This window comes from Pseudoalteromonas sp. OANN1 (genome assembly GCF_024124685.1).
GTDB classification, from domain to species: Bacteria; Pseudomonadota; Gammaproteobacteria; order Enterobacterales; family Alteromonadaceae; genus Pseudoalteromonas; species Pseudoalteromonas piscicida.
This window is the reverse complement of the sequence record NZ_JAMXSE010000021.1, coordinates 18,124-41,475: the sequence shown is the minus strand read 5'-3', so window position 1 is coordinate 41,475 and position 23,352 is coordinate 18,124. Positions and strand designations below refer to the sequence as shown.

Sequence of the window (23,352 nt, the reverse complement as noted above, 5' to 3'; positions counted from 1 at the left end):
TTTATTCTTTAAAGCCGACGTTTTAGCCCTAGGCTTTAATCAAACGCTTTTGTAAGATCTGAACTTGATCGCGCGCTTGAGCTGCTTTTTCAAACTCAAGCTCTTTAGCAAACTTCATCATTTGTGCTTCAAGTCGGTCTATTTCTTTGGCGATCTCTTTCGCATCCATTGCAGGCATACCTGGTTTAAACTTGGCATCGATATCCACCACTTTGTCATCAGCCACTTCCTCACCGAGATCCATTACATCCGTGATCTTCTTATTGAGCGCCGTTGGTGTAATGCCATTAGCCTCATTATACGCCTCTTGCTTTTCTCTACGTCTTTGCGTTTCATCTATTGCTTGACGCATTGAATTCGTCACCCTATCACCATATAAAATAGCTTTACCATGTAAGTGACGTGCCGCGCGGCCAATTGTCTGAATAAGAGAGCGCGTCGAGCGTAAAAAGCCTTCTTTATCTGCATCAAGTATGGCAACCAATGAAACCTCAGGCATATCCAAGCCCTCTCGTAACAAGTTGATGCCGACTAGTACATCAAAAACACCTTTGCGTAGGTCTCGAATGATTTCCATACGCTCAACAGTATCGATATCAGAGTGTAAGTAACGCACCTTAACATTATGGTCGTTAAGATAATCGGTCAGATCTTCTGACATGCGTTTTGTTAGCGTAGTAACTAGTACACGCTCATTCACTTCCACCCGTTTGTAGATCTCAGAGAGCAAATCGTCAACTTGAGTTGCAACTGGACGCACTTCTACTTCTGGATCTAACAGCCCTGTTGGGCGGATCACTTGCTCAGCAACATCACCCGCTGATTTATTCAATTCATAATCACCGGGTGTCGCCGAAACATAAATGGTCTGCGGCGAAATCGCTTCGAACTCTTCAAACTTTAGTGGTCTATTATCTAGCGCAGACGGTAATCTGAAACCATATTCAACTAAGTTTTCTTTACGACTGCGATCGCCTTTGTACATTGCCCCCACCTGCGAAACGGTAACGTGAGACTCGTCGATGATCATAAGCGCATCATCCGGCAAGTAATCTAACAAAGTTGGTGGTGGCTCGCCTGGTGCGCGTCCCGATAAATATCGACTGTAATTTTCAATACCAGAGCAATAGCCAAGCTCGGTCATCATTTCAATGTCGTACTGTGTACGTTGAGCGATGCGCTGCTCTTCGACTAAGCGATTTTTATCCAATAATTGATTACGACGCTCTTTGAGTTCCACCTTAATGCGCTCAATGGCATCAAGGATCTTTTCTCTTGGCGTTACATAGTGAGTTTTTGGATAAATAGTCGCGCGAACCAGGTGTTTTTCAACGGCGCCAGTCAAGGGATCAAATAAACTGATCCGCTCTATTTCATCGTCAAACATCTCAACCCGTACCGCAATGGTTTCCGATTCCGCAGGAAAAATATCAATAACTTCACCGCGAACTCGGTAGGTACCACGACTAAAGTCCATATCATTACGCGTGTATTGTAGTTCTGCCAAGCGCCTTAACATGTCGCGCTGATCAATGGTTTCACCGACTTTCAATAACAGCATCATTTTCATGTAAGAGTCGGGATCACCAAGGCCATAAATCGCTGAAACAGAGGCGACGATGATAGTGTCTCTGCGCTCAAGCAAGGCTTTGGTCGCAGATAAACGCATTTGTTCTATGTGATCGTTGATAGACGCGTCTTTCTCAATAAAAGTGTCGCTGGCAACGACATAGGCTTCGGGTTGATAATAGTCATAATAAGAGACGAAATACTCAACCGCATTATGAGGAAAGAACTCTTTCATTTCGCCATACAATTGCGCCGCCAGCGTTTTGTTATGCGCCATAATAATCGTTGGGCGGTTAAGGTTATTAATGATGTTGGCCATGGTAAAGGTTTTACCCGTCCCTGTAGCCCCCAGCAAGGTTTGATGTGCAAGGCCTGATTCTAAACCATCGCACAGCTGAGCAATCGCTGTTGGTTGATCACCGTTTGGCTGAAACTCAGAAACTAGCTGAAACTTATCTTCCATTACGCCTCCTTTTGAACCTCGCTTGCTGCAATTTCATTAATGACTTTCTTAAACCAATTGTAAGCAATGGCTGCGGTGAATAAATTCCCCAAAGCAGCGCCTGCAAATAGCCCTGGTAATCCTGCCAACTGTGAGCCTATATAAGCAATAGGTACATAAAATATAAACAACCGGATCACACTTAGAATGAGCGCATTCATCGGTTTATGCAACGCATTAAATGACGAATTGGTTAATATGATCACGCCTTGAAGGCCGTATCCTAGCGGCATGATATAAATAAATAACTGTATGGTTTCAACGACAGCAGGTTCATTACCAAAAGTATGACTGATGTAGTAAGCGCTCAATACCAGTAATAGATAGACCGCAAATTGAAAACCAAGCACAAATTTAAGTGTTTGGGTATAGGCATCAGACACACGCTGGTATTGTTTTGCACCAAAGTTCTGACTTACAAAAGGAGGCAAAGTCATAGAAAGCGCCAAAACCACGAGACTTGCGATAGACTCGATACGACTCCCAACGCCAAATGCGGCCACAGCTTCTGGTCCATAACTGGCAATAAGTGCGGTCATTACCGCCATTGCCAACGGCGTCAGCATATTTGCGCCAGCTGCAGGCAGGCCTATGGTGAGAATTTTTTTTGCCGCATTTGTGAAGCTGGTGTATTTTGCAGACAGTGAGATAAGACGTTTTTTAACTATCAGCAAATATAAAATAATAGTTACCCCAAGGCTCCAAGACAACACACTGGCCACTGCAGCCCCTTTTACACCCATTGCATCAATTGGCCCAAATCCGAAGATTAATATCGGGTCCAGCACCGCATTTACTAATCCCCCGAGTCCCATGACTAAACTTGGCGTTTTGGTATCACCACTGGCGCGCAGCACTGAATTACCAATCATCGGCGTTATCAATAAAATCGAGCCAATGAACCACACCGACATATAGTCGTGGATAAATGGCATAACCGCTTCACCAGCACCGAGGAGAATAAAGATCTCATCGACAAAAATGAAACCAAGAATAGACAGTAATGAAACGAATATCGCAGAGATAATAATAGCTACTGCGGCATCAAATTTGGCTTCATCGAGCAAATTGCTACCCAAGGCCTTCGCGATAACGGCGGATGTGCCAATACCTAACCCGATGGCTAAGCTAATTACAGTAAAGGTAACAGGAAAGGTGAAGCTGATTGCTGCGAGCGGCTCGGTGCCAAGCATACTAATAAAGAAAGTATCAACGAGATTAAACATCATCAGCGTGATCATCCCGAATATCATGGGGATCGTCATTCGCTTTAAAGTCGCCCCAATATCACCAAAAAGGATATCGTTGCCATTGGAATTTGACTTAGCTTGAGTCATAACAACCTATTTCTGATACTTTAAGCGGCTCATTGTATGCTATTCAAGATGTTGACGCTATGCGGTAAACGTTAAGAGTCGTTATAAAGTCTAAATTAGCAACAGTTACCTATAAAAAGCTTGTATTACGCTACAGGATTAAGGTTTAGTGTTGAAAATAACGATTCAGTATGTTTTGACAAAAAAGTTACAATCCAGCTTGCAAAGTAGCATGTTTTTTGCACAGCCTAAATGGTAAAAAGTTCATAAAAGCTTCACACTGAACAACAAATAAACAAAAATAACCAACCAAATATAAACCATTGATATTATTGAGATTAAATATTTATCGAATTTTACTTGAAACGGCTGCAGCGCCCTAATTTCATAGTCTTGCAATACTTCTCAAATAATAATAAACAATGTTATCCACAGATTCCGTGGATAAGTCGCTCCAAGCCAATAGAATAAAGGTTTTCAGCTTGGAGTAATTTTGATCAATAGCGTGTTTAGTGTGATCATTCTTAAAACAACAACTGGATCAATTTAGATCTCTAGACTAACCTTGCTTCTGGAAGTAAAAAGCATCTAACGACTAAAAATAACAAGGAACACATACCCAACTGTTTTAATTCAACTTTTTATTAAATCATTGATTATCGCTTTAATGATAGTAACTACTTACTGTTTGTCACGCCGCGTTTAAATAGAGATTATCAATACCACACTATTTATGCTCATTGATCTCATTCACGTGATAATTGCAATGATTTAAAGATCTCAAGAAAACATCATAAAATGAGCAGTTAGGGATATAATTCAAACAAAACGTTCAAAAAATACATTAAGCAGAATATAGCACTGTATAGATAAACAGTAAATACTGTATATGTTAATTTTATTCGACATCCCTACACGATGATTTAGGTATTTTATACAACAGCCCTATCTTTCATATTTTGCAGATCTTCATCATGTAGGCATATTGAAATCAAAACTCACTAAGAGTCATTATATGAACGATGGATAAATTACGTATTGCTCAACTTTTGCTTAGATTACTAGGCGGCAAGTCGAGCGCAGCGATCAAAACCCACTCAGGGGAACCAAAATCAAACAGCAAAGGTCAACAGGCCCTATATTAAGAATTCAAAACTAGCTAAAAAGCCAACAAATAGCGCATTAATTCATCGCTTAGTAGAGTTTTTTACGTTTCTGTGATTTTAGTGGTTGACACCTTGCAATGTCGTCATTAATATTTCGCCCCGTTGAGAGATACGCTTCCCCCTTAGCTCAGTTGGTTAGAGCGACGGACTGTTAATCCGCAGGTCCCCCGTTCGAGTCGGGGAGGGGGAGCCAAATTCTCACACTTGACTATTCCCCCTTAGCTCAGTTGGTTAGAGCGACGGACTGTTAATCCGCAGGTCCCCCGTTCGAGTCGGGGAGGGGGAGCCACTCCTTTATCGGAAAGTCAGCATCTTATTGTAGTTCCCCCTTAGCTCAGTTGGTTAGAGCGACGGACTGTTAATCCGCAGGTCCCCCGTTCGAGTCGGGGAGGGGGAGCCAATCAATAAGATATTGCTCAAAAGAGCATTCCCAAAGTTCCAAATTGTTCCCCCTTAGCTCAGTTGGTTAGAGCGACGGACTGTTAATCCGCAGGTCCCCCGTTCGAGTCGGGGAGGGGGAGCCAATTCCACGAAAGCATTAGACTTTTTCCAGCATTTACACTACTCTACAAGCAATATTCTCACTGCATTTGCTCAAATAACAACCATCTCTGTAATTTATCGACCAGACAAAATCAAACCGATGAATTTGATAAAGAAATTGGCAATGCACCCGATACTATGGAATAACCCTCTTTAAGAAGCGTACTATGGCTGGTTTTAAAAAACTTATCGTACTCCAAGTCACCTCTTGGCTATTATTCTCCTTGATTGGTAGCTTTTTTTTCGCAACAAGTTTTGACTCTGCAATCAACAAAGCACAGCAAAGTGCCCATACCATGGTGACAGAGTATATAAAGGATAAGAAACTCACTGAAGTTACTCCTGAACATATCCGCCAAGCCTTAAATAGCGGAGATGTTTTCTCAACTTTTATTGTTCGAGACTTTGACGGTCAAACCGTTTTGCAAGTCAATACACCGAGCAACCTCCCCTTTATCGCCGAACTCATAGAATCAAATATCAATGCTATTCGCCCCCAATTTGCTGTTAACGATACCAAAGACATCAAAATCGAATTCTTGATCAATGCACAAAGTCAGGCGCAATTACTACAACAAGCCCTACTGCTACTTATCATTATTTCAGCGTTAGTGGCTTTTATTCCTGTTTTCTTTATGCAAGGCGTCTATAAAAAGCTCAATCGCAACGTTAGTATGACAGTTGCCAATGCTGTAGATTCATATATCACGCAAAATCAAGTTACCGACAATATTGAATTTGACTTTAACGATGGCAAAGTTGCAGAACTCGGCCAAGATTTAATCCCCTCTTTTAAACGCTTAGCTAGCTTTTTAAAGTCAAAGCAAGAAGACATTAAAAATGCCGCCCATTCTATCAAGCAAGAAGCGTATAAAGATGTAGTTACTGATCTTGGCAACCGTAATATGTTTGTTGAGTACTACGAGCAATATATCGAGTCGTCTGCCAAAAAGGCATTTGGCTCACTGGCGATGATCCGTTGCTCTGAATTACAGGTCATTAACCAAACCCGTGGCTATCAAAAAGGCGATGAATACATTAAGTCAGTATCGGATATCATCAAGCACGTTACAGGTACTTATGCCGGCAGCCAGGTATTCCGTTTAAATAGCTCGGATTTTGCAGTGATCTTACCCAATGTGCCAAGTAAAGAAGCGGAAGAGTTTGGTGAAACACTGCAAGCGCGCTTTACTCAGTTCCAGCAAAACCAAGAACTATCATCGGTTGCAAACACTGGGATCGTGCCTTACGAGAACGGTAAACCACTTGGAGAACTACTGTCGGTTGTCGATAATGCGATGAGTATGGCGCAAAGCAAGCAAGCCAATGCTTGGCATATTCAACGTGAGTCTGACTTAGTGAATAATGTCAGTGCTGGATTTGGCAACCAAAACTGGCGTCGCGTGATCCGCGATGTGATCAACAGCAAGCGTGTTAGCTTGATGATGCAAAATATCATGCCAATTGGTAAAAATTCTAAAGCCTACGCAGAGATCCAATCCCGCTTCAAAACTGAAGAAGGACAGATGCTGCCAACGGCCTCTTTCCTTGCCATGGCAGAAAAGCTAGAAATGGCCATCGAGATTGATCAGCTGATCATCGACACCTCGCTAGAACTTATCAAAACGCGTAACTTTAATGAAAAGTATTTTGGGATCAATGTTACCGCATCGAGCGCTCATAACGATCAATTTGTGATCTGGTTAGAGCGTCGTTTGTTAAAAGAAACCAATCTAGCCTCTAAATTGGTATTTGAAGTTAGCGAGTTTGGCTTACAGCAAAATATTAAAGCCAGTAAGCGCTTTATTGATATGGTGCACCGTGCCGGCGCTCGTATCACCGTTGAGCGTTTTGGTGTGGGTTTAACGTCGTTTAAGTTCTTCAGAGACTTAAAACCTGACTATATCAAAATGGATGCAAGCTATACTCGGGGTCTTGAAGAAGACAAGAATAATCAATACTTTATGCGATTAATGGTTGACCTTGCACACCGTATCGGTGTCAACGTATTTGCCGAAGGTATCGAGAGCCAAGAAGAGAAACACATCGTCGAAACGCTTTGTTTGGACGGTGTACAAGGCTATTACATCGAAAAGCCGAAGGAAATTTAGGAAGCCGGAGCTTGGATAACTTACCTCTTATCCAAGTTCAACGAAAGTTCCAAGGGCAACTTGTGTGCCCTTCCCTTGATCCCCTGCCGTCGCGCTGACTTTCGCACACTATCATTTGCCACACTAGTTACAATCTGTGTTACTATTGGCAGGAATTATCATTCAAATTTATCCATGTGTATTAAGAAGTTCACAAAGATAAGCTTGAAGATTATTTCGGCACTAGCGGTAATCCAAGATCTAGCAATAAAATCATTCTATCACCATGATTTTATTGCTAAAAGCTCATTTATTTAGCCTGATAAGCAAACTCTGAATTAGGATTACTTGCTAATAACTGAATGAAAACTGTCAGCATTATATGACAAGCTACAGCCTCACACTATTTGAGATGCTAGCTAAAATGATAGCAGGCACATGTTTTCACTTAAAAAATTCAAAGCGGAACGGTGCTATCGGTTTAATTCTACTAAAAAGTATTTTTAGCAAAATTAAATCCATTCAAAACTTGCACCTAGTAAGTTCTTTAATACAGTTAACTATCACCTCGATTTGACGGGAAAAACCCGCATAAAGTGAATAAGTTATAGAGGCAGGAATGACCGAATACATTTTGTTGCTCATTGGCACAGTGCTGGTGAATAACTTCGTTTTAGTCCAATTTTTGGGCTTATGTCCATTTATGGGGGTATCTGGAAAATTGGATACCGCAGTGGGAATGTCGTTAGCGACCACCTTTGTTCTCACGCTAGCCTCAGTTACCAGCTATTTGGTCAATCAGTATATTTTATTGCCGCTCGACCTCACTTTTTTAAGAACAATGAGCTTTATTTTGGTTATCGCGGTAGTTGTACAATTTACGGAAATGGTGGTGCGTAAAACCAGTCCAACCTTGTATCGGTTACTGGGGATTTTCTTACCTTTGATCACCACCAACTGCGCTGTACTAGGCGTCGCACTACTTAATATCAAAAAAGACCACACCTTTTTAGAGTCTGCTGTCTATGGCTTTGGCGCTGCGGTTGGCTTTTCTATGGTTTTGGTGCTATTTGCCGCTTTGCGTGAGCGTTTAGCTGTCGCTGACGTGCCGACACCGTTTAAAGGTGCATCGATAGCAATGATCACCGCAGGACTTATGTCGCTTGCGTTTATGGGCTTTTCTGGATTGGTTAAGTTTTAGATATGACATTACTTTACGCATTACTTGCGCTGGGTGCGCTGGCGCTTATTTTTGGTATTGTGCTTGGCTATGCAGCAGTGAAATACCGAGTTGAAAGCAACCCAATTGTTGAACAGATAGACGCCATTCTGCCACAAACTCAATGCGGCCAGTGTGGCTATCCCGGCTGTCGACCGTACGCTGAAGCGATTGCAAATGGCGATGACGTAAATAAATGCCCTCCAGGCGGTGAAGCAACAGTGAAAAAACTGGCGGACTTAATGGGCGTAGAAGCAAAGCCACTGGCTGGCGGAGAAGACGCAGAGCCGGTCAAGAAGGTGGCTTACATTCGTGAAGACGAATGTATTGGCTGTACCAAATGCATTCAAGCTTGTCCCGTTGATGCCATCGTTGGTGCAACCAGACAAATGCACACCGTGCTCATCGACGAGTGCACAGGCTGCGATCTGTGTGTCGAGCCCTGCCCGGTCGATTGTATTGATATGATCCCGGTTGCACAGACCAAGCAAACGTGGAAGTGGCAGCTAGACGCCATTCCTGTGACACAGATTGATTAAGAGGTTTAAGTGGAAACATTACTTGAACAAATAGAAAACGGAAAACTGTGGCAGTTCCCAGGTGGCATCCATCCACCAGAACAAAAGACATTATCTAACCAACAACCGATTGCTCGTTTACCTTTGCCTGACAAACTAATCCTGCCCCTAAAGCAGCACATTGGTGCCAATGGTAGCCTGTTAGTTAACTCTGGCGATCACGTCCTTAAAGGGCAAGCATTGACGGCTCCCGGCACGAACTGGTCGCTGCCCATTCACGCCCCCACATCTGGCACCATTGAAGCGATAAAGCCGATGCCGTCGGCGCATCCATCCGCGCTACCTGAGCTCAGTATTATTTTGTGCCCAGACGGTGAAGATAAGTGGACACCAATGAACCCAATTAGCGACATTAGCACGCTTGATAACAAACAGCTTATCGATATTATCCACCAAGCTGGTATTGCCGGTATGGGCGGTGCGGGATTCCCAACCTATGTCAAAGCAGACAGCCCAAAGCCCATTGAGTTTTTAGTCGTCAATGGTATTGAGTGCGAACCATATATTACAGCCGATGATCGTTTGATGCGTGAGCACGCCAAAGAAATCATCGCAGGCGTCGAAGTGTTACAAGGTATATTGAAGCCACAAAAAGTATTATTTGGCATTGAAGATAATAAACCTGAAGCCATTGCAGCTATCACCGCTGCGGCCCAGCATAATCAGGATATCTTAGTCCGTAATGTGCCAACCAAATACCCCTCTGGTGGTGAAAAGCAACTGGTCAAGCTATTAACCTCTAAAGAAGTACCAAGTGCTGGAATACCAGCGGATATCGGCGTTCTGGTGCAGAACGTTGGAACACTGTTCGCAATTTGGCAAGCCATTTTTGAGGGTAAACCCCTTATTGAGCGTGTAGTTACCGTGACCGGTAATACCATTACTCAACCAAGCAACGTGTGGGCTTTACTCGGCACTGAAATAAAGCACTTGCTAGACTCACAAGGCTTTTCGCCAGTAGAGGCACAGCGCGTCGTCATGGGTGGTCCAATGATGGGCTTTACCTTGCCATCGGTTAGGATCCCTGTGGTCAAAACCACCAACTGTATACTCGCGCCAGACAACCAAGAACTTGCGATCCCGGGTGATGAAAAGGCATGTATTCGCTGTAGTGCCTGTGCAGATGCCTGCCCTCAAAGCTTATTACCGCAGCAGTTACAATGGTTTGCTAAAGGCAAAGAGTACCAAAAATTAGAGGAATACAACCTCTTTGACTGTATCGAATGTGGTGCGTGCTCTTATGTTTGCCCAAGCGAAATCCCCTTGGTGCAATACTATCGTGTAGCCAAAGCCGACATTCGCGAACAAAAGCTTGAACAAGTCAAAGCAGAGCGTGCTAAAGAGCGTTTTGAGGCAAGAAAAGAGCGCTTAGAGCGCGAACAGGAAGAACGCCAAAATAAACATAAACGCCGTTCGGCGGGCGCCGCACCAAAAGCCGCAGATAAAGAAAAAGTGCAAGAAGCACTCTCACGCGTTAAAGATAAGCAGTCAGATAAATCCACAGTCCAAGCTGCAATTGCACGTGCCAAAGCCAAACGAGGTGAGAACGGCGAATTAGAGCCGGATAACAGCGCCATTGCTGAAGAGCGTGCAAAACGCAAAGCGCAGGCGCGTAAATATAAAGAAGAAAAAACTGACCAGCCCGAAAGCATAGATAAAAAAGATGCAGTAGCCGCCGCCATTGCTCGCGCTAAGGCGAAAAAAGCCGCGGCCCAAACTGCGCCTGAATCTGAACCAGCCGCAGCAGATGATAAAAAGGCAGCCGTAGCTGCTGCAATCGCCCGGGCCAAAGCCAAAAAAGCAGCCGCAGAAGAAACAGCAGAACCTGAAGCCAATGCAGCGCCAAGCGATAAAAAGGCAGCGGTTGCAGCCGCAATTGCCAGGGCTAAAGCCAAGAAAGCTGCAAAAGAAGCTGGCGAGAGCACAGGCGAGCAAGCAGAGGCTGTTCAAAGCGCTCAAACCGATAACGCTGAGGAAGATCCACGTAAAGCCGCCGTTGCTGCAGCAATCGCTAGAGCTAAGGCCAAGAAAGCTGCCAAAGAGGCGGAAGAAGCTGGCGAGAGCACAGACGAGCAAGCAGAGGCTGTTCAAAGCGCTCAAACCGATAACGCTGAGGAAGATCCACGTAAAGCCGCCGTTGCCGCTGCAATCGCCAGAGCTAAAGCCAAGAAAGCTGCTAAAGAGGCGGAAGAAGCAGGTGAAAGCGAGAGCGAGCAAGCTGAAACTACTCAAACAGAAAGCACCGAGGAAGATCCACGTAAAGCCGCTGTTGCCGCAGCAATCGCTAGAGCTAAGGCCAAGAAAGCCGCTAAACAGGCGGAAGAAGCAGGTGAAAGCGAGCAAGCCGAAGCTACTCAAACCCAAAGCCTGAGTGAGCAAAGCAAAGAAGTAAATGAGCCAACGGCGGGATCAGAAACAGACTCCAGCCGTACAGAGCAAGATGCTGAGGGCACATCTGAGCAGCAACAAGCACTTAGCCCTGAAGCACGTAAAAAAGCCGCCGTTAAAGCCGCAATTGCAAGAGCAAAAGCGAAGAAGCAAGCGAAAGAACAAGAAGGAAATGAACCGTCATGAAACTAACCATGGCCTCATCCCCGCACAATCATAGCCATAAGTCGGTCAACAAAATCATGATGACCGTCATGGCAGCCTGTATTCCCGGGATCTTAGTCCAAACCTACTATTTTGGTTTTGGTGTATTGATCCAGTTGGCTTTGGCGCTTATTACCGCAAGCCTTGCTGAAGCGCTAGTGCTAAAGCTAAGACGTCGAGCGATATGGTCCAGCCTCAGCGACGGCAGTGCTTGGCTCACCGCTGTGCTGCTGGCCATCAGTATTCCGCCGCTAGCCCCTTGGTGGATAACCGTCATTGGTGCATTTTTTGCCATCGCTATTGTAAAACAGCTATACGGAGGCCTAGGCTTTAATCTTTTCAACCCAGCCATGGCGGCCTATGTATTATTGCTGATCTCCTTCCCTGTACAAATGACCTCGTGGTCACCCATTCAAGCGCTCACGTTAGAGTCGCTAAGCTTTGTCGACCAACTCGCGATGATCTTTACCGAGTCCACCAGTCAAGGGGTTACACTTGACGTTTGGCGTGCAGGCGTGATTGACGGCGCGACTGGTGCAACGCCATTAGACTCGGTAAAAACCGCTGTCTCACAAGGCTTAACCGTGAATGAGGCGATGAGTAAGCAGGGTTTTGGGGCGCTTGCAGGACTTGGTTGGCAATATGTTAACTTGGCCTTTTTGCTAGGTGGTCTTTATCTGCTAAAAGCCAAAGTGATCAACTGGCATATTCCTGTGGCCTTTATTGCCAGTCTTGGCCTTGCTAGCGCAATTGGCTATATCATTGCCCCAGAATCAGAGCCAGGCACCCTATTCCACTTGTTAAGTGGCGGCGCTATGCTTGGTGCCTTCTTTATTGCCACCGATCCGGTGTCGGCCTCCACCACTAACTTAGGTCGCCTGATTTACGGCGCGGCAATCGGCTTTACCGTCTATGTTATTCGTCAATTTGGTGGCTACCCTGACGCCGTTGCATTTGCCGTTGTGATCATGAATATGGCTGTACCACTTATCGATCATTACACTCAGCCTCGTACTTATGGTCATGGAGCAAAATCATGATAATTCAATCGATGCAGAAAAATGGCCTCATCCTCGCGGCATTTGCACTGGCAACAACAGGAGCGGTCGCACTGATTAATGACCTCACTAAAGATAAAATTGCCAGCCAAGAGCAGCAGCACCTGATGCAACTACTTTCTCAGGTGATTGCAGCAGGTAAGTACGACAATACTCTGTATTTGGATTGCACCACCAGCAACGCCTTAGAACTCGGCCCAGGCGGTCCGCACACGATTTACAGAGCCAGACTCAGTGGCGAACCCTCTGCCCTTTTAGTGAGACATATCACCCCCAAAGGCTACAGTGGCAATATTGATGTCTTAACCGCTGTCGATAGACAAGGCCTGATCTCAGGAGTGCGTGTAACACGCCATGAAGAAACCCCTGGCCTTGGTGATAAGGTCGAGCTGGCAAAATCGGCTTGGATAACGACTTTCAACGGCGTTCAAGTTGAAGGTGAAGCAGACCCTAAAATGAATGTGAAAAAAGACGGCGGTCAATTTGATTCATTTACCGGCGCAACCATTACCCCACGCGCCGTGGTAACTTCGGTAAATCAGGCAGCATGGTTTGCCAAAACGCATTTTGATGCGCTATTTAACGCGCCTAATACTTGCGAGGTGTCGCAATGAGTCAGTTAAAATCGCTCTTTCAAGAAGGTACATGGCAAAATAACCCTGCACTGGTACAGCTTTTAGGGCTGTGTCCACTCCTTGCGGTGACTTCAACGGTAACCAATGCCTTAGGGCTTGGTATTGCCACATTACTGGTACTGGTTGGTTCTAACTTTACCGTATCCGTGGTGAGAAATTGGGTGCCAAAAGACATTCGTATTCCCGTGTTTGTCATGATCATCGCCGCCTTTGTTACGGTTATTCAACTACTCATGAACGCTTATACCTTTGGTCTGTATCAATCCCTTGGCATATTTATACCGTTGATCGTGACCAACTGCGCCATTATTGGTCGTGCCGAGGCATTCGCTTCGAAGAATAGTCCGCTGTTATCGGTTTGGGATGGTTTAATGATGGGACTGGGTTTTGCACTGGTGCTATTTGTACTGGGTGCAATGCGCGAACTGATTGGTCAAGGAACACTATTTGATGGTGCCGAGCTACTCCTTGGCAACTGGGCAAGTGTATTGCGTATTGAGATCTTCTCATTCGATCATCAATTTTTAGTTGCAATCCTGCCACCTGGCGCCTTTTTAGGGCTTGGCTTTTTGATTGCTGCTAAAAACATTATCGACGCCCAACTCAAAGCCAAAGCAGCGCCAACAGCCGAAGAAGTAAAAGGCCCAAGAGCACGGGTCACTAACTTAAACTAATGCGGTAATAATAATGCCAATTTGCAGCGATACCGTCACTATCGCTGCTTAATGAAAATAACTGCATGCTACCGTCATTGAATTTAGCAAGTAAATCTTATGAATAAACAAAAACGTATAGAAATACTCACGCGACTCAGGGACGAAAATCCGCACCCTGAAACTGAGCTAGAATACTCATCACCATTCGAGCTTTTAGTTGCCGTTACCCTCTCAGCACAAGCCACTGATGTTGGGGTAAACAAAGCGACACGCAAACTCTTCCCTGTTGCCAACACACCAGAAAAGATCCTTGAGCTTGGCCTTGAGGGCTTAAGAGACTATATCAAAACCATTGGTTTGTTTAATTCAAAAGCCAATAATGTCTATAAAATGTGTCAGATCCTCGTCGACAAACACGGCTCCGAAGTTCCTGAAAACCGTGAAGCACTAGAAGCGCTGCCAGGCGTGGGTCGCAAAACCGCCAACGTGGTACTAAACTGCGCCTTTGGCTGGCCAACCATTGCTGTAGACACCCATATCTTCCGCGTCTCCAACCGCACCAAATTTGCTATGGGTAAAGACGTAGTAGCAGTCGAAGAAAAACTTGAAAAAGTCGTACCGAAAGAGTTTAAAGTGGATGTCCACCACTGGCTGATTTTGCATGGCCGTTATGTCTGTGTTGCCCGCAAACCCAAGTGCGGCTCATGTATTATTGAAGACTTATGTGAGTTTAAAGAGAAGACTGAAATTTAAGTCACACTAATTATTATCTGAATTTGGGCTTACTTCACTGCTTAATTAAAACTTATCAGGGAGAGTTATAAAACTCTCCCATCTAAAAAATAATATTGAAAAATTTAACTTGGAAGCGCTTTTAACTCAGTGTTGCCCTGATTGAATGGATTTAAGCTTGTACCATAAGTTCGTTTTATCCACTTAGCTTGCTTTTCAACTAATGACGAAATATCAGGGTTTCCAGGTAGTGGGTAATCTTCTGGTTTATAACGTCCTAAACTGGGTTGTTTTAATAATAAAAATCTGTGTTGCCAATATCGATAATAATGCCTTTTAGTTAACCCTAACCCTTGTTCATAAATAGTTTCGAAATCTAAACTATCAGCTTTTTGTAAAAATCGAGCATAAAAATAAAGAGCTTGCACATAATAAAACTTAATATGGCTTAAGTCTGGTAATGCTGATTGGTAATACCGAATTATATTCTCATTCAGCTCATTATGTTCTAGCTCAGATGACTGTTCATGCTCGCATGAAAAAGCATACATCAACTTTTTTAAACCTCGAGTATAAGGGTTAACGCTCACCAACTTATCTATAGCTTCGAAGCTCACATAGGTTTCACGAGATTTAAGATAAGTTAACTGCACCCTTTCCATATGCTGATTTTCATATAGATCATCAATTGAATGATTTAGTTGATTTAGATTGATTGCACCATATAAATAACCTTGTGCCTCGAAGTAACTCAAGTCAGTGTTAACAAGATTCATTAAAGATTCAACATTCATTGCAACTTGAACATTCCATAACCTCAAAGTAACGTAACGATATGAATTAAACTTTATGTCATGGGCAACTCTATCAAGTGCATAACCTTCCATCTGATATAGGCTTGCTGCGATATAGTAAACATTTCTTTCAAGCACTCGACCTCTTTCATAATTTCCTGAAAGAGCCGATAAAGACTCAATTGTCATTAAAGATTTTAATTTCTCATAAGCAGCATCAAACTCGCCATTATAATAGCGCACGCTTAGCTCAATGAGCTTCCATACCTGCTTTACCCGAAATTCATTACTTTTTGTTATAAGCCCTTCAATATTAATTGCTTCGTGGGCAGCTAAAAATTCAGAGCCTAGATTTAAATCACTTGAAAATTGAGAGATGTTATCGATCATCTCAAAGTAATCTTCAAGTTCAGTTTCACTTCTCACTACATTTTCTTTTGCACCGTAATCGATCGCACTTAACAAATTGTTAAATAAAGATAAGAAGATATGCATTGCTTTTTTATTTGTTTTCCTGAGTTTATAAACAAACTCCATGAGCTGCAGGTTGTATTTAAAGGCTTGCCTGAACAATTCTAGCTTGTCTTTTTCTGCCGTATGTTGTTCAAATCGAAAACGGGCAAAACGTTGGATAACCGATTGTAATGAATAAAACTCACCATAAGCTTCGACTAATGATTTATTTGTAAGAACAGCAATATCTTTATCACTAATCGGCTTTTTCAATTTACTTGCCTCTTCGTTTCTATCCTTCCTCTTACTCTCTGTTATTAAATGTTTAAATGTATCGAGGTCTATTCCGTCAGGAAATAACGAGAAGGACTCCAATGTACGTTTCTGATGTTCCTCCAATGAACGGTAAGAATAAAGAATAGAAACATAAAGAGACTCTTGACGATTAATATTCAAATCAACTTCATCGTCAAACATTAAAATTAAGTCTTCTTCTTTAACCTTATCAAAAAAGTCGTCTTCTAACTCTTGCTTTAACTCTTTTAAGCTTTTACCTGCAGGCATACCATCACAAATTAACTTAATGGCTAACGGGTTATTATTTAGTAGTGGTTCTAGAATTTTTCTGCGCGCAAACTCTTGATCTTTATCACTGTGGTAACCATTTTTAGTTAGGCGATTAAATAATGCTAATGCTTCTTCAGATTCCATTTGCCGAAATGGCAACACATCTTCCCATTCAGCATTAATACTTTCTCTGGAAGTAACCAACACATTTGCGTACATTAGTGTTTGCGATAACAATAACCTAACTTGTTCTACTTCTTGCTTATTTTGGCTTTTATCCGCTTGTTTTAAATACAATAAACTTTCTAAGTTATCAAAAATCAGTAAGCGCTCTCGCTGATCATGATGTTTTGCTAAGTGATCAAATAAATCATCAGCGGCACGTAAGTTAAAGGCACTGCCGATGTGCATTTCAAGCTGATTGCTACTTGAGATATGTTCACAATCAATAAAATTCACACCTGCATCAAAATGCCCGCGATTCGCTAATTCTAATGCCACTTTTTTTGCTATTGTTGTTTTACCTAAGCCACCACTGCCTTTAATTGTTAATAACCTTTGTTTGTTGGCTGCTTTAGCAAGCTTTTGGCTGATATCCGCTAAATCAGATAAGCGCCCAGTAAAACCTTGCAATTCACTTGCATTAATACCTTTAGGTAGTAATGGTTGATACTTCTGCCAATGCTTGCGATTTTCTGGTTTCAGAGATTCTAATAACTCACCGCTAATATGCACCGATTGAACATTACTTTTATCAATGAAGTGTTTAACATCCGGCCTTTTAAATAGCTGATGCGCTAATTTATCAAGAGGTTTAAGCTCTTTGCCTTGTTGATTTAACAGAGGAAAAACCAGTAATGGAAACTTAACTCGCCCTAGTTCTTGCTCATTCAATGGTTTATCTGTGATCAACACTGTTATTTTAGCATTAAATGGTAAGCTACTTTCTAGTTCATCAATTGCTAGGTAATCACTACAAGCGTTGTCGTCTTCAATCAACAATCCACTACTCGTTGTTTTGGCTAATAAAAATAAAATGGAATAATCATCAGCCTCCATTAAGTTACTTTCTGTAAAAGCTTGTTGCGAAATAGGATGTTTAAACTTTTTAAGTTTTGCGATGATATCCGAATCATCTATTGGTTTATCTAAAGGTGAGGCTGTAAATAGACCAATTTTATCGTACTTATTTGGTTCTTCGTTAAGTGGTTGAACTGATTCTTCTAGTTGCTGAATTATTTGTTGCTGCTCTAGTTTATTTTTGCATTCAGCTAGTTGCTGAACAGAAGCTATCAACGGTTGACCAAAGTCACTAAAAGTAAGTAATTCTACATTAATACCGATTAATTTTTGCTCTATTATTTCTTTGTCTTTTTCTCTTACAAGTGCATAGTGAGGGCCTGTATTGCCGTCAAACAGTTGGTTTTGCTTTACAATTTCAGCCAATAACTCAGCATCATTAAGTGAACAGCCTATAAATAGAAGAATCTTATTGCTAAGTAATTCTCTAAACTTTGTAAGTGCTGTTTGATAGTGTTCTTTGGCATTTTCTTGATATAGGCGATAATATGATTGTGGTGTCAGCACCATGTTTTGGGGAACATCTATTTTACCATGTAAATGCCAAAGCATTTCATGGGAGCCGTTTCGAGTAAATTCGGCAAGTTTGTTTGTGTTGTCATTATCAAAAGCACAAACATTAACTGATTCTGTATGTGCCCATTCTAATACCTTGTCATAATTTAAGGTAACAAGCCTGTTACTTAATTGCCATATTGCCTGTGGTAACGCCTTACAACTATCGTCCAATTGAGTGAAATCTATTGCAAATTGGGATTGCATAAAATCATACCAGCGCCTGCCTGACAATTGCTCTTGAGCTTCTTGTGCAGCCTGTTGGAGCTTTCCTTTCTTCACAAGCAATTTTACTAGCTGACTATCATCTAATAACTCTTCATCTTCCAATCTTTCTGCTGCAAAGTTAAGTAGTTCAGGCCAAGATGGAAAAGCTCTACTCCCATCTTTCTTTTCGACAGACATAGAAACACCAGCACCAATTAAAGGAATAACGTCATTGCTAGCTAAGTGTGCTTTTAAAGATTGGGGAATTGAAAGTTCTGCCATGAAAAATCCATATTATTTTATTGCATTAGGAACTATGCCACTGAAAAGCAAAAAAATTCAAGTGCTATTATACTTTCAACCAGACAACTACCTTGCTTATCTTTTGGCTGGCCGACTATTGCTGTAGACACCCATATATTCCGCGTTTCCAACCGCACCAAGTTTGCTATGGGTAAAGATGTGGTGGCCGTCGAGCAAAAGCTGGAAAAGGTTGTACCAAAAGAGTTTAAAGTGGATGTCCACCACTGGCTTATTCTCCATGGCCGCTATGTGTGCACCGCGCGTAAACCTAAATGTGGCAGCTGTATTATTGAAGACTTATGTGAGTTTAAAGAGAAGACTGATAGTTAATCTTTGTTTTAGCATAAGCACAACTTTTATTTATGGTGGTTACCGTGAATTTGTTGTTTCGTAAAATTATCCAAGTGTTCTGGAAACACAGATCGCTGCGTAAAGCAGCTCCTACTTTACGCCACATTCGTATCGACGAGATGGCTAGCCTAAGGCAATACCACTGCTGAATACCCTATTCCATCTGGTCCGTTACCAGTAGGGAGTTCAAATAAGGTTTTGCCAGATACAATATCTATAACAAGGACCTTATTTTTTTGGTAAGCGGATAAAAATAAAGTGCGATCGTCTGGATGGAGGATCACGCCTTTTGGTCCTGTTCCCAGCTCAAACTTTATTTGACGCAGCTTTTCTTTGTGCATTGCATCGATCACATCAAGGGTGTGATTCCTATAGTCTGGGATCACAGCAAGCTGCTCATCGCGGGTAAGTAACACACGGTATGGAAAGCTATAGCCTTTCCATTGCTTAATTATACGCTCATTTGCTACATCAAACACGGTAACTAAGCCATCATCGTTGCTACCAACCCAGAGCTCTGAGCCACTTTTATTTATAGTGATAGCCTCTGGTACTTTTGGCATTGAAATTTTGCGAAGTAAGGCACCTGACTTTACATCTAATTCAGACACTGAATCTGCGCGCATATTTGTGGTGTAAACACGCTCGCTAGACGCCGGCAGCGCCACCATATGAGAGCCTTTTTGCTCTGTTGATATTACTTTATCAATTTTCCCCGACTCTATATCAACGATTACCACACTGTCTGAACCTTCAGACGATACTGCAACGCGTTTTTGGTCTTTTAAAAACAACACGCCATGTGGCCTTGGATAACGAGACAAATCAATGGTTTTTACTTTTTTTGCTTGCCGAACGTCAAAAACACTTAGACTATTGCCACGTGCATAATTAGTGACAACAGCCGTATGCCCGTCGGTACTCATTGCTAATTCATGTGGTCCTCTGCCGGTTGCGAGCGTCAGCTTAATTTTTCGGCTGCTAAGATCGATGAAATCAACCGAGTCCCCCTTTTTATTTACAACAACCAATGTTCCCGACAAGTTATTTGTATCAGCCCATGAAGGGAAGCTGATTAAACACCCAAATAAGAACACATACACAACATAATTAACCAATCTCATTTTGACTCCTTTTGATCTGTTAGCTAGTACTATTGTTTTTATAACTACCGACTGTATTTATCATTGAAAAGCAATCGTAATACAGCCTTCAAAAACACCCTATCCCAAATTTAACTCAGACACGCCTGATACTCGAAACCTTCCTGTTTCCTATGTTGAATCGCACACTTTCCATCACTCGCAACAACTTCCTCGCCTACATCCGTTTTACAATTTCTGGAACATTTTCAAAGTATTGATTTCACAAATCACTGCGCTTTCTTTATGCTAATGAAAGTCTTTAAATTTTAATGCGAATATCATTATGCTACCTGTCCTTCGTATCTTGTTAATAGAACAAGAGCCAGCTGTATTGCAAGCGCTCTCAAGCAATCTGTCAAAAACGATCCCTAACTTTGAGCGAGAGGATGTTCAAATCGATATTATTGAATGCCTCGAACTTTCAAAAGCCTTGGAACATGTCACTGAAGATGGTGATATTCAAGCTGTCGTGCTGAGTTGGGATGTGCACAACAAAAGTGGCGAACAAACCTATAGTCGCTTTATCGAGCAATTAAAAAGTATTCGTCTAGAATTACCGGTTTACGTTATTGGTGATGACACTAAAGGGCTTGAGATAGTCAACGAATCCGAGGAAATCGAGTCTTTCTTCTTTAAAGATGAAGTTATCTCAGATCCTGAAGCCATTTTAGGATATATGATCAACGACTTTGATGACAGAGCCGAGACGCCATTCTGGACGGCGTATCGCAGCTATGTCGGCGAAGCGAACGACTCTTGGCATACTCCGGGTCACAGCGGCGGTTCGAGCTTTAGAAACTCTCCTTATATCAAAGATTTTTATCAATTCTATGGCCGTAATGTATTTGTCGGAGACTTGTCTGTATCGGTTGATTCGTTAGGTTCACTGTCAGACAGCACCAATACCATTGGCCGCGCTCAGGAGTCCGCAGCGGCAACGTTTGAGGTTAAACGCACCTACTTCGTGACCAACGGTTCGTCCACCTCGAATAAAATTATTTTGCAAACCCTCCTTCGCAAGGGCGATAAGGTGATCATCGACCGCAACTGTCATAAGTCTGTGCACTATGGCATTTTGCAATCGGCCAGTTTCCCAATCTATTTGTCGAGTATCTTAAATCCAAAATATGGCATATTTGCACCGCCTTCACTGGCCGATATTAAGCAAGCGATTGAACAAAATACCGATGCAAAACTACTGGTGCTCACAGGCTGTACCTATGATGGTTTGCTGAGCGACCTGAAACAAGTCGTAGAATTTGCTCATCAGCATGGCATCAAAGTCTTTATTGATGAAGCTTGGTTTGCTTACTCGCTATTTCACCCTAGCTTGCGCCATTACTCCGCCATTCATGCAGGTGCCGATTATGTCACCCATTCGGCGCATAAAGTCGTATCGGCATTTTCGCAGGCGTCTTATATCCATATTAATGACCCCGATTTTGATGCTGATTTCTTCCGTGAGATTTACAGTATCTACGCCAGCACCTCGCCCAAATACCAGCTTATTGCGTCTTTGGATGTGTGCCAAAAGCAGCTAGAGATGGAAGGCTATAAGTTACTCAATGCACTGCTGAACCATGTTGCAGAATTCAAACAGCAGATGGCCTCGCTCAAGCATATTAAAGTGCTTGATAAGCAAGACTTTATGAATATATTCCCACATTTTAGTGGCGATAATATGGGGCATGATCCACTTAAAATCCTCATCGATATTAGTGAGCTGCCATACTCATTAAAGGATATTCATAAGTTTCTGCTGGACGAAATTGGGCTGGAGATTGAGAAATATACACACAGTACCATCTTAGTCTTACTAACCTTGGGTGGTACACGCTCAAAGATCATTCGTTTATACAATGCCTTAAAGAAACTTGATGGCGGCAAGGTAAAACTATCGAAGTCAACGCGACGCTCACGCTTACCTGAGAATTTGCCCGCTATTGACCTTGCTTGTATCCCTAGCGATGCCTTCTACGGCGAGCGTGAATCTGTACCTATTAGCAAGAGCAACAACCGTATTTGTGCAGGTTTAGTCACCCCATATCCTCCGGGTATTCCGCTTTTGGTGCCAGGTCAACATATTACCCAAGAGCATATTGAATATCTCAAGGAGCTGGCAGGGCAAGGATTGACCATTCAAGGTAGTTTCGATGGTGAGATCTATGTGCTTAAAGAGGACAAATAACGCGAGCTAATACCAGTTATCTTAATTAAGTGGTCTATTTTGAGGCGAGAAAATCTTGTCGATAACAAGGCAAAAATTTTGCTATTTAGTTGTTCTAAATAAAAAAGTTTTAACGCTGTTAGCGTCAGGTTTACTCCTTCAAATTGAGCAAGTATTAAGGTTAATTGGTATAGTATCATTATCCAGTACTAGGCAGCCATGTTGTAAGATATCGCAGCCTAGTATAATCAACTTCAAGCACTTTATTTTTCTTTCCATATCCCAAATACTGATTCACCGATTTAATGTTAACCCCCCACTAATTTAAGCGTTCTTTTGGCACAGCTATTGCTTATAAAACCACAGATGTCATTTTTTTGATTTGGAGTTTTGTATGGAATTTGCGTTGCTTGCTATTTTGGCTCTAGTGGTCGTTGCTTCCATTGTCGCTTCTAAGTACACCGATGTAGGTGGCAATCCTTATCCGTTTAATCGTAAAGAATCTGTTTTTACCACCGTTGAAGCATCGTTTCTACATTTATTAGAACGTGCCGTTGGCGATAGATATAAAATCGTAAGCCGTATTAAGCTCATTGATGTAATTGAGTGCAAACCGGGGATCTCTCCAAAAGCACGTCGTGCCGCGGTAACTAAAGCTAAGAATAAACAGTTGGATTATGTTTTGGTAGACAAAGAGACACTGAAAATTGTTGCCGCTGTAGACTTAGTCAATAATTCCAATAAAAACGGCCATAAAGCACAAAAAGATTGGTTTGTCAGTGGCGCTCTGGAATCTGCGGGTATTCCACACATTCGCATGAAAATCAAAAGTGGCTACCAAAGTGCTGAAGTTCGTGCGGCAATCTTATTCAAGCTCGGCCAAAAAGTGGAGATGCCAAAGAAAACCAGAAACCGCACCTACAAACCTGCAGTACTGTCACCTTCACAGGCAAAAGCACAGTCAACTCAGTTGGCAGAAATCTAGCAAAACGGGCGTCAGCCCGTTTTTTGTTTTACCTATCAAAACCCCTTTCGTATAATAAAAGCAATTTTGACACTGGGGCTTTCCCCACC

Annotated in this window: 14 protein-coding genes, 4 tRNA genes and 1 pseudogene; 15 read left to right on the top strand and 4 right to left on the bottom strand. The window is 42.6% G+C overall.

What is annotated here, in order from left to right:
- Positions 1-28: 28 nt before the first annotated feature.
- Positions 29-2,032 carry an excinuclease ABC subunit UvrB gene (gene uvrB, locus NH462_RS16615; RefSeq protein ID WP_039491921.1) on the bottom strand — a complete coding sequence of 668 codons (2,004 nt, stop codon included), beginning with the start codon at positions 2,030-2,032 and terminating at the stop codon, positions 29-31.
- Positions 2,032-3,408 (bottom strand): MATE family efflux transporter, encoded by a 1,377-nt coding sequence (locus tag NH462_RS16610; RefSeq protein WP_045965927.1) that lies wholly within the window; start codon positions 3,406-3,408, stop codon positions 2,032-2,034. The genes uvrB and NH462_RS16610 overlap by 1 nt, the downstream gene beginning before the upstream one ends.
- A 1,261-nt stretch (positions 3,409-4,669) precedes the next feature.
- Here NH462_RS16610 and NH462_RS16605 point away from each other — a divergent pair.
- The 12 genes from NH462_RS16605 (at position 4,670) to nth (ending at position 14,677) form a co-directional block, all read left to right on the top strand.
- A tRNA-Asn gene (locus NH462_RS16605) sits at positions 4,670-4,746 on the top strand.
- Between the two features lie 19 nt (positions 4,747-4,765).
- A tRNA-Asn gene (locus tag NH462_RS16600) sits at positions 4,766-4,842 on the top strand.
- Positions 4,843-4,876: 34 nt separating this feature from the next.
- Positions 4,877-4,953 (top strand) — tRNA-Asn (locus tag NH462_RS16595).
- Positions 4,954-5,000: 47 nt separating this feature from the next.
- A tRNA-Asn gene (locus tag NH462_RS16590) sits at positions 5,001-5,077 on the top strand.
- Between the two features lie 186 nt (positions 5,078-5,263).
- Positions 5,264-7,207, top strand: coding sequence for a GGDEF domain-containing protein (locus NH462_RS16585; protein ID WP_253106722.1), 1,944 nt, complete (start codon positions 5,264-5,266; stop codon positions 7,205-7,207).
- Positions 7,208-7,805: 598 nt separating this feature from the next.
- Positions 7,806-8,387 (top strand): electron transport complex subunit RsxA, encoded by a 582-nt coding sequence (gene rsxA, locus NH462_RS16580; protein ID WP_010370383.1) that lies wholly within the window; start codon positions 7,806-7,808, stop codon positions 8,385-8,387.
- A gap of 2 nt (positions 8,388-8,389) precedes the next feature.
- Positions 8,390-8,944 carry an electron transport complex subunit RsxB gene (gene rsxB / locus NH462_RS16575; RefSeq protein ID WP_010370380.1) on the top strand — a complete coding sequence of 185 codons (555 nt, stop codon included), beginning with the start codon at positions 8,390-8,392 and terminating at the stop codon, positions 8,942-8,944.
- Positions 8,945-8,953: 9 nt separating this feature from the next.
- Positions 8,954-11,557 carry an electron transport complex subunit RsxC gene (gene rsxC, locus NH462_RS16570; RefSeq protein ID WP_253106720.1) on the top strand — a complete coding sequence of 868 codons (2,604 nt, stop codon included), beginning with the start codon at positions 8,954-8,956 and terminating at the stop codon, positions 11,555-11,557.
- Entirely contained in the window at positions 11,554-12,615 is a 1,062-nt protein-coding gene (gene rsxD / locus NH462_RS16565; RefSeq protein ID WP_253106719.1) for an electron transport complex subunit RsxD, read from the top strand. Before rsxC ends, rsxD begins: the two co-directional genes overlap by 4 nt.
- Positions 12,612-13,247 (top strand): electron transport complex subunit RsxG, encoded by a 636-nt coding sequence (gene rsxG, locus NH462_RS16560; protein WP_253106717.1) that lies wholly within the window; start codon positions 12,612-12,614, stop codon positions 13,245-13,247. The genes rsxD and rsxG overlap by 4 nt, the downstream gene beginning before the upstream one ends.
- Complete coding sequence (locus tag NH462_RS16555) at positions 13,244-13,942, top strand: electron transport complex subunit E (RefSeq protein ID WP_010370368.1); 699 nt, start codon at positions 13,244-13,246, stop codon at positions 13,940-13,942. The genes rsxG and NH462_RS16555 overlap by 4 nt, the downstream gene beginning before the upstream one ends.
- A 99-nt stretch (positions 13,943-14,041) precedes the next feature.
- Positions 14,042-14,677, top strand: coding sequence for an endonuclease III (gene nth / locus NH462_RS16550; RefSeq protein ID WP_253106715.1), 636 nt, complete (start codon positions 14,042-14,044; stop codon positions 14,675-14,677).
- A gap of 104 nt (positions 14,678-14,781) precedes the next feature.
- Here nth and NH462_RS16545 read toward each other — a convergent pair whose 3' ends face one another.
- Positions 14,782-18,594: an SIR2 family protein gene (locus NH462_RS16545; RefSeq protein ID WP_253106712.1), complete on the bottom strand. Its 3,813-nt coding sequence runs from the start codon at positions 18,592-18,594 to the stop codon at positions 14,782-14,784.
- Between the two features lie 51 nt (positions 18,595-18,645).
- On the opposite strand from NH462_RS16545, the pseudogene NH462_RS16540 reads away from it, so the two are divergent.
- A pseudogene (locus NH462_RS16540) lies at positions 18,646-18,945 on the top strand (endonuclease III); the annotation flags it as partial.
- 149 nt (positions 18,946-19,094) lie between these two features.
- On the opposite strand, the gene NH462_RS16535 reads toward NH462_RS16540, so the two are convergent.
- Positions 19,095-20,090 (bottom strand): YncE family protein, encoded by a 996-nt coding sequence (locus tag NH462_RS16535; RefSeq protein WP_253106710.1) that lies wholly within the window; start codon positions 20,088-20,090, stop codon positions 19,095-19,097.
- Between the two features lie 304 nt (positions 20,091-20,394).
- Between NH462_RS16535 and NH462_RS16530 the strand changes: the two genes are divergently transcribed.
- Together NH462_RS16530 and NH462_RS16525 are read left to right on the top strand one after the other, a co-directional pair.
- Positions 20,395-22,299 (top strand): aminotransferase class V-fold PLP-dependent enzyme, encoded by a 1,905-nt coding sequence (locus tag NH462_RS16530; protein ID WP_017217967.1) that lies wholly within the window; start codon positions 20,395-20,397, stop codon positions 22,297-22,299.
- A gap of 373 nt (positions 22,300-22,672) precedes the next feature.
- Entirely contained in the window at positions 22,673-23,263 is a 591-nt protein-coding gene (locus tag NH462_RS16525; RefSeq protein ID WP_017217968.1) for a DUF2726 domain-containing protein, read from the top strand.
- Positions 23,264-23,352 lie beyond the last annotated feature (89 nt).

What these genes read in the sequence shown, in the direction of transcription:
- NH462_RS16585 (WP_253106722.1), top strand. Translation starts at nt 5,264, where the DNA reads ATGGCTGGTTTTAAAAAACTTATCGTACTCCAAGTCACCTCTTGGCTA.
- NH462_RS16535 (WP_253106710.1), bottom strand. Translation starts at nt 20,090, where the DNA reads ATGAGATTGGTTAATTATGTTGTGTATGTGTTCTTATTTGGGTGTTTA.
- rsxB (WP_010370380.1), top strand. Translation starts at nt 8,390, where the DNA reads ATGACATTACTTTACGCATTACTTGCGCTGGGTGCGCTGGCGCTTATT.
- nth (WP_253106715.1), top strand. Translation starts at nt 14,042, where the DNA reads ATGAATAAACAAAAACGTATAGAAATACTCACGCGACTCAGGGACGAA.
- rsxG (WP_253106717.1), top strand. Translation starts at nt 12,612, where the DNA reads ATGATAATTCAATCGATGCAGAAAAATGGCCTCATCCTCGCGGCATTT.
- NH462_RS16530 (WP_017217967.1), top strand. Translation starts at nt 20,395, where the DNA reads ATGCTACCTGTCCTTCGTATCTTGTTAATAGAACAAGAGCCAGCTGTA.
- NH462_RS16610 (WP_045965927.1), bottom strand. Translation starts at nt 3,408, where the DNA reads ATGACTCAAGCTAAGTCAAATTCCAATGGCAACGATATCCTTTTTGGT.
- rsxD (WP_253106719.1), top strand. Translation starts at nt 11,554, where the DNA reads ATGAAACTAACCATGGCCTCATCCCCGCACAATCATAGCCATAAGTCG.
- rsxA (WP_010370383.1), top strand. Translation starts at nt 7,806, where the DNA reads ATGACCGAATACATTTTGTTGCTCATTGGCACAGTGCTGGTGAATAAC.
- NH462_RS16545 (WP_253106712.1), bottom strand. Translation starts at nt 18,594, where the DNA reads ATGGCAGAACTTTCAATTCCCCAATCTTTAAAAGCACACTTAGCTAGC.
- uvrB (WP_039491921.1), bottom strand. Translation starts at nt 2,032, where the DNA reads ATGGAAGATAAGTTTCAGCTAGTTTCTGAGTTTCAGCCAAACGGTGAT.
- NH462_RS16525 (WP_017217968.1), top strand. Translation starts at nt 22,673, where the DNA reads ATGGAATTTGCGTTGCTTGCTATTTTGGCTCTAGTGGTCGTTGCTTCC.
- NH462_RS16555 (WP_010370368.1), top strand. Translation starts at nt 13,244, where the DNA reads ATGAGTCAGTTAAAATCGCTCTTTCAAGAAGGTACATGGCAAAATAAC.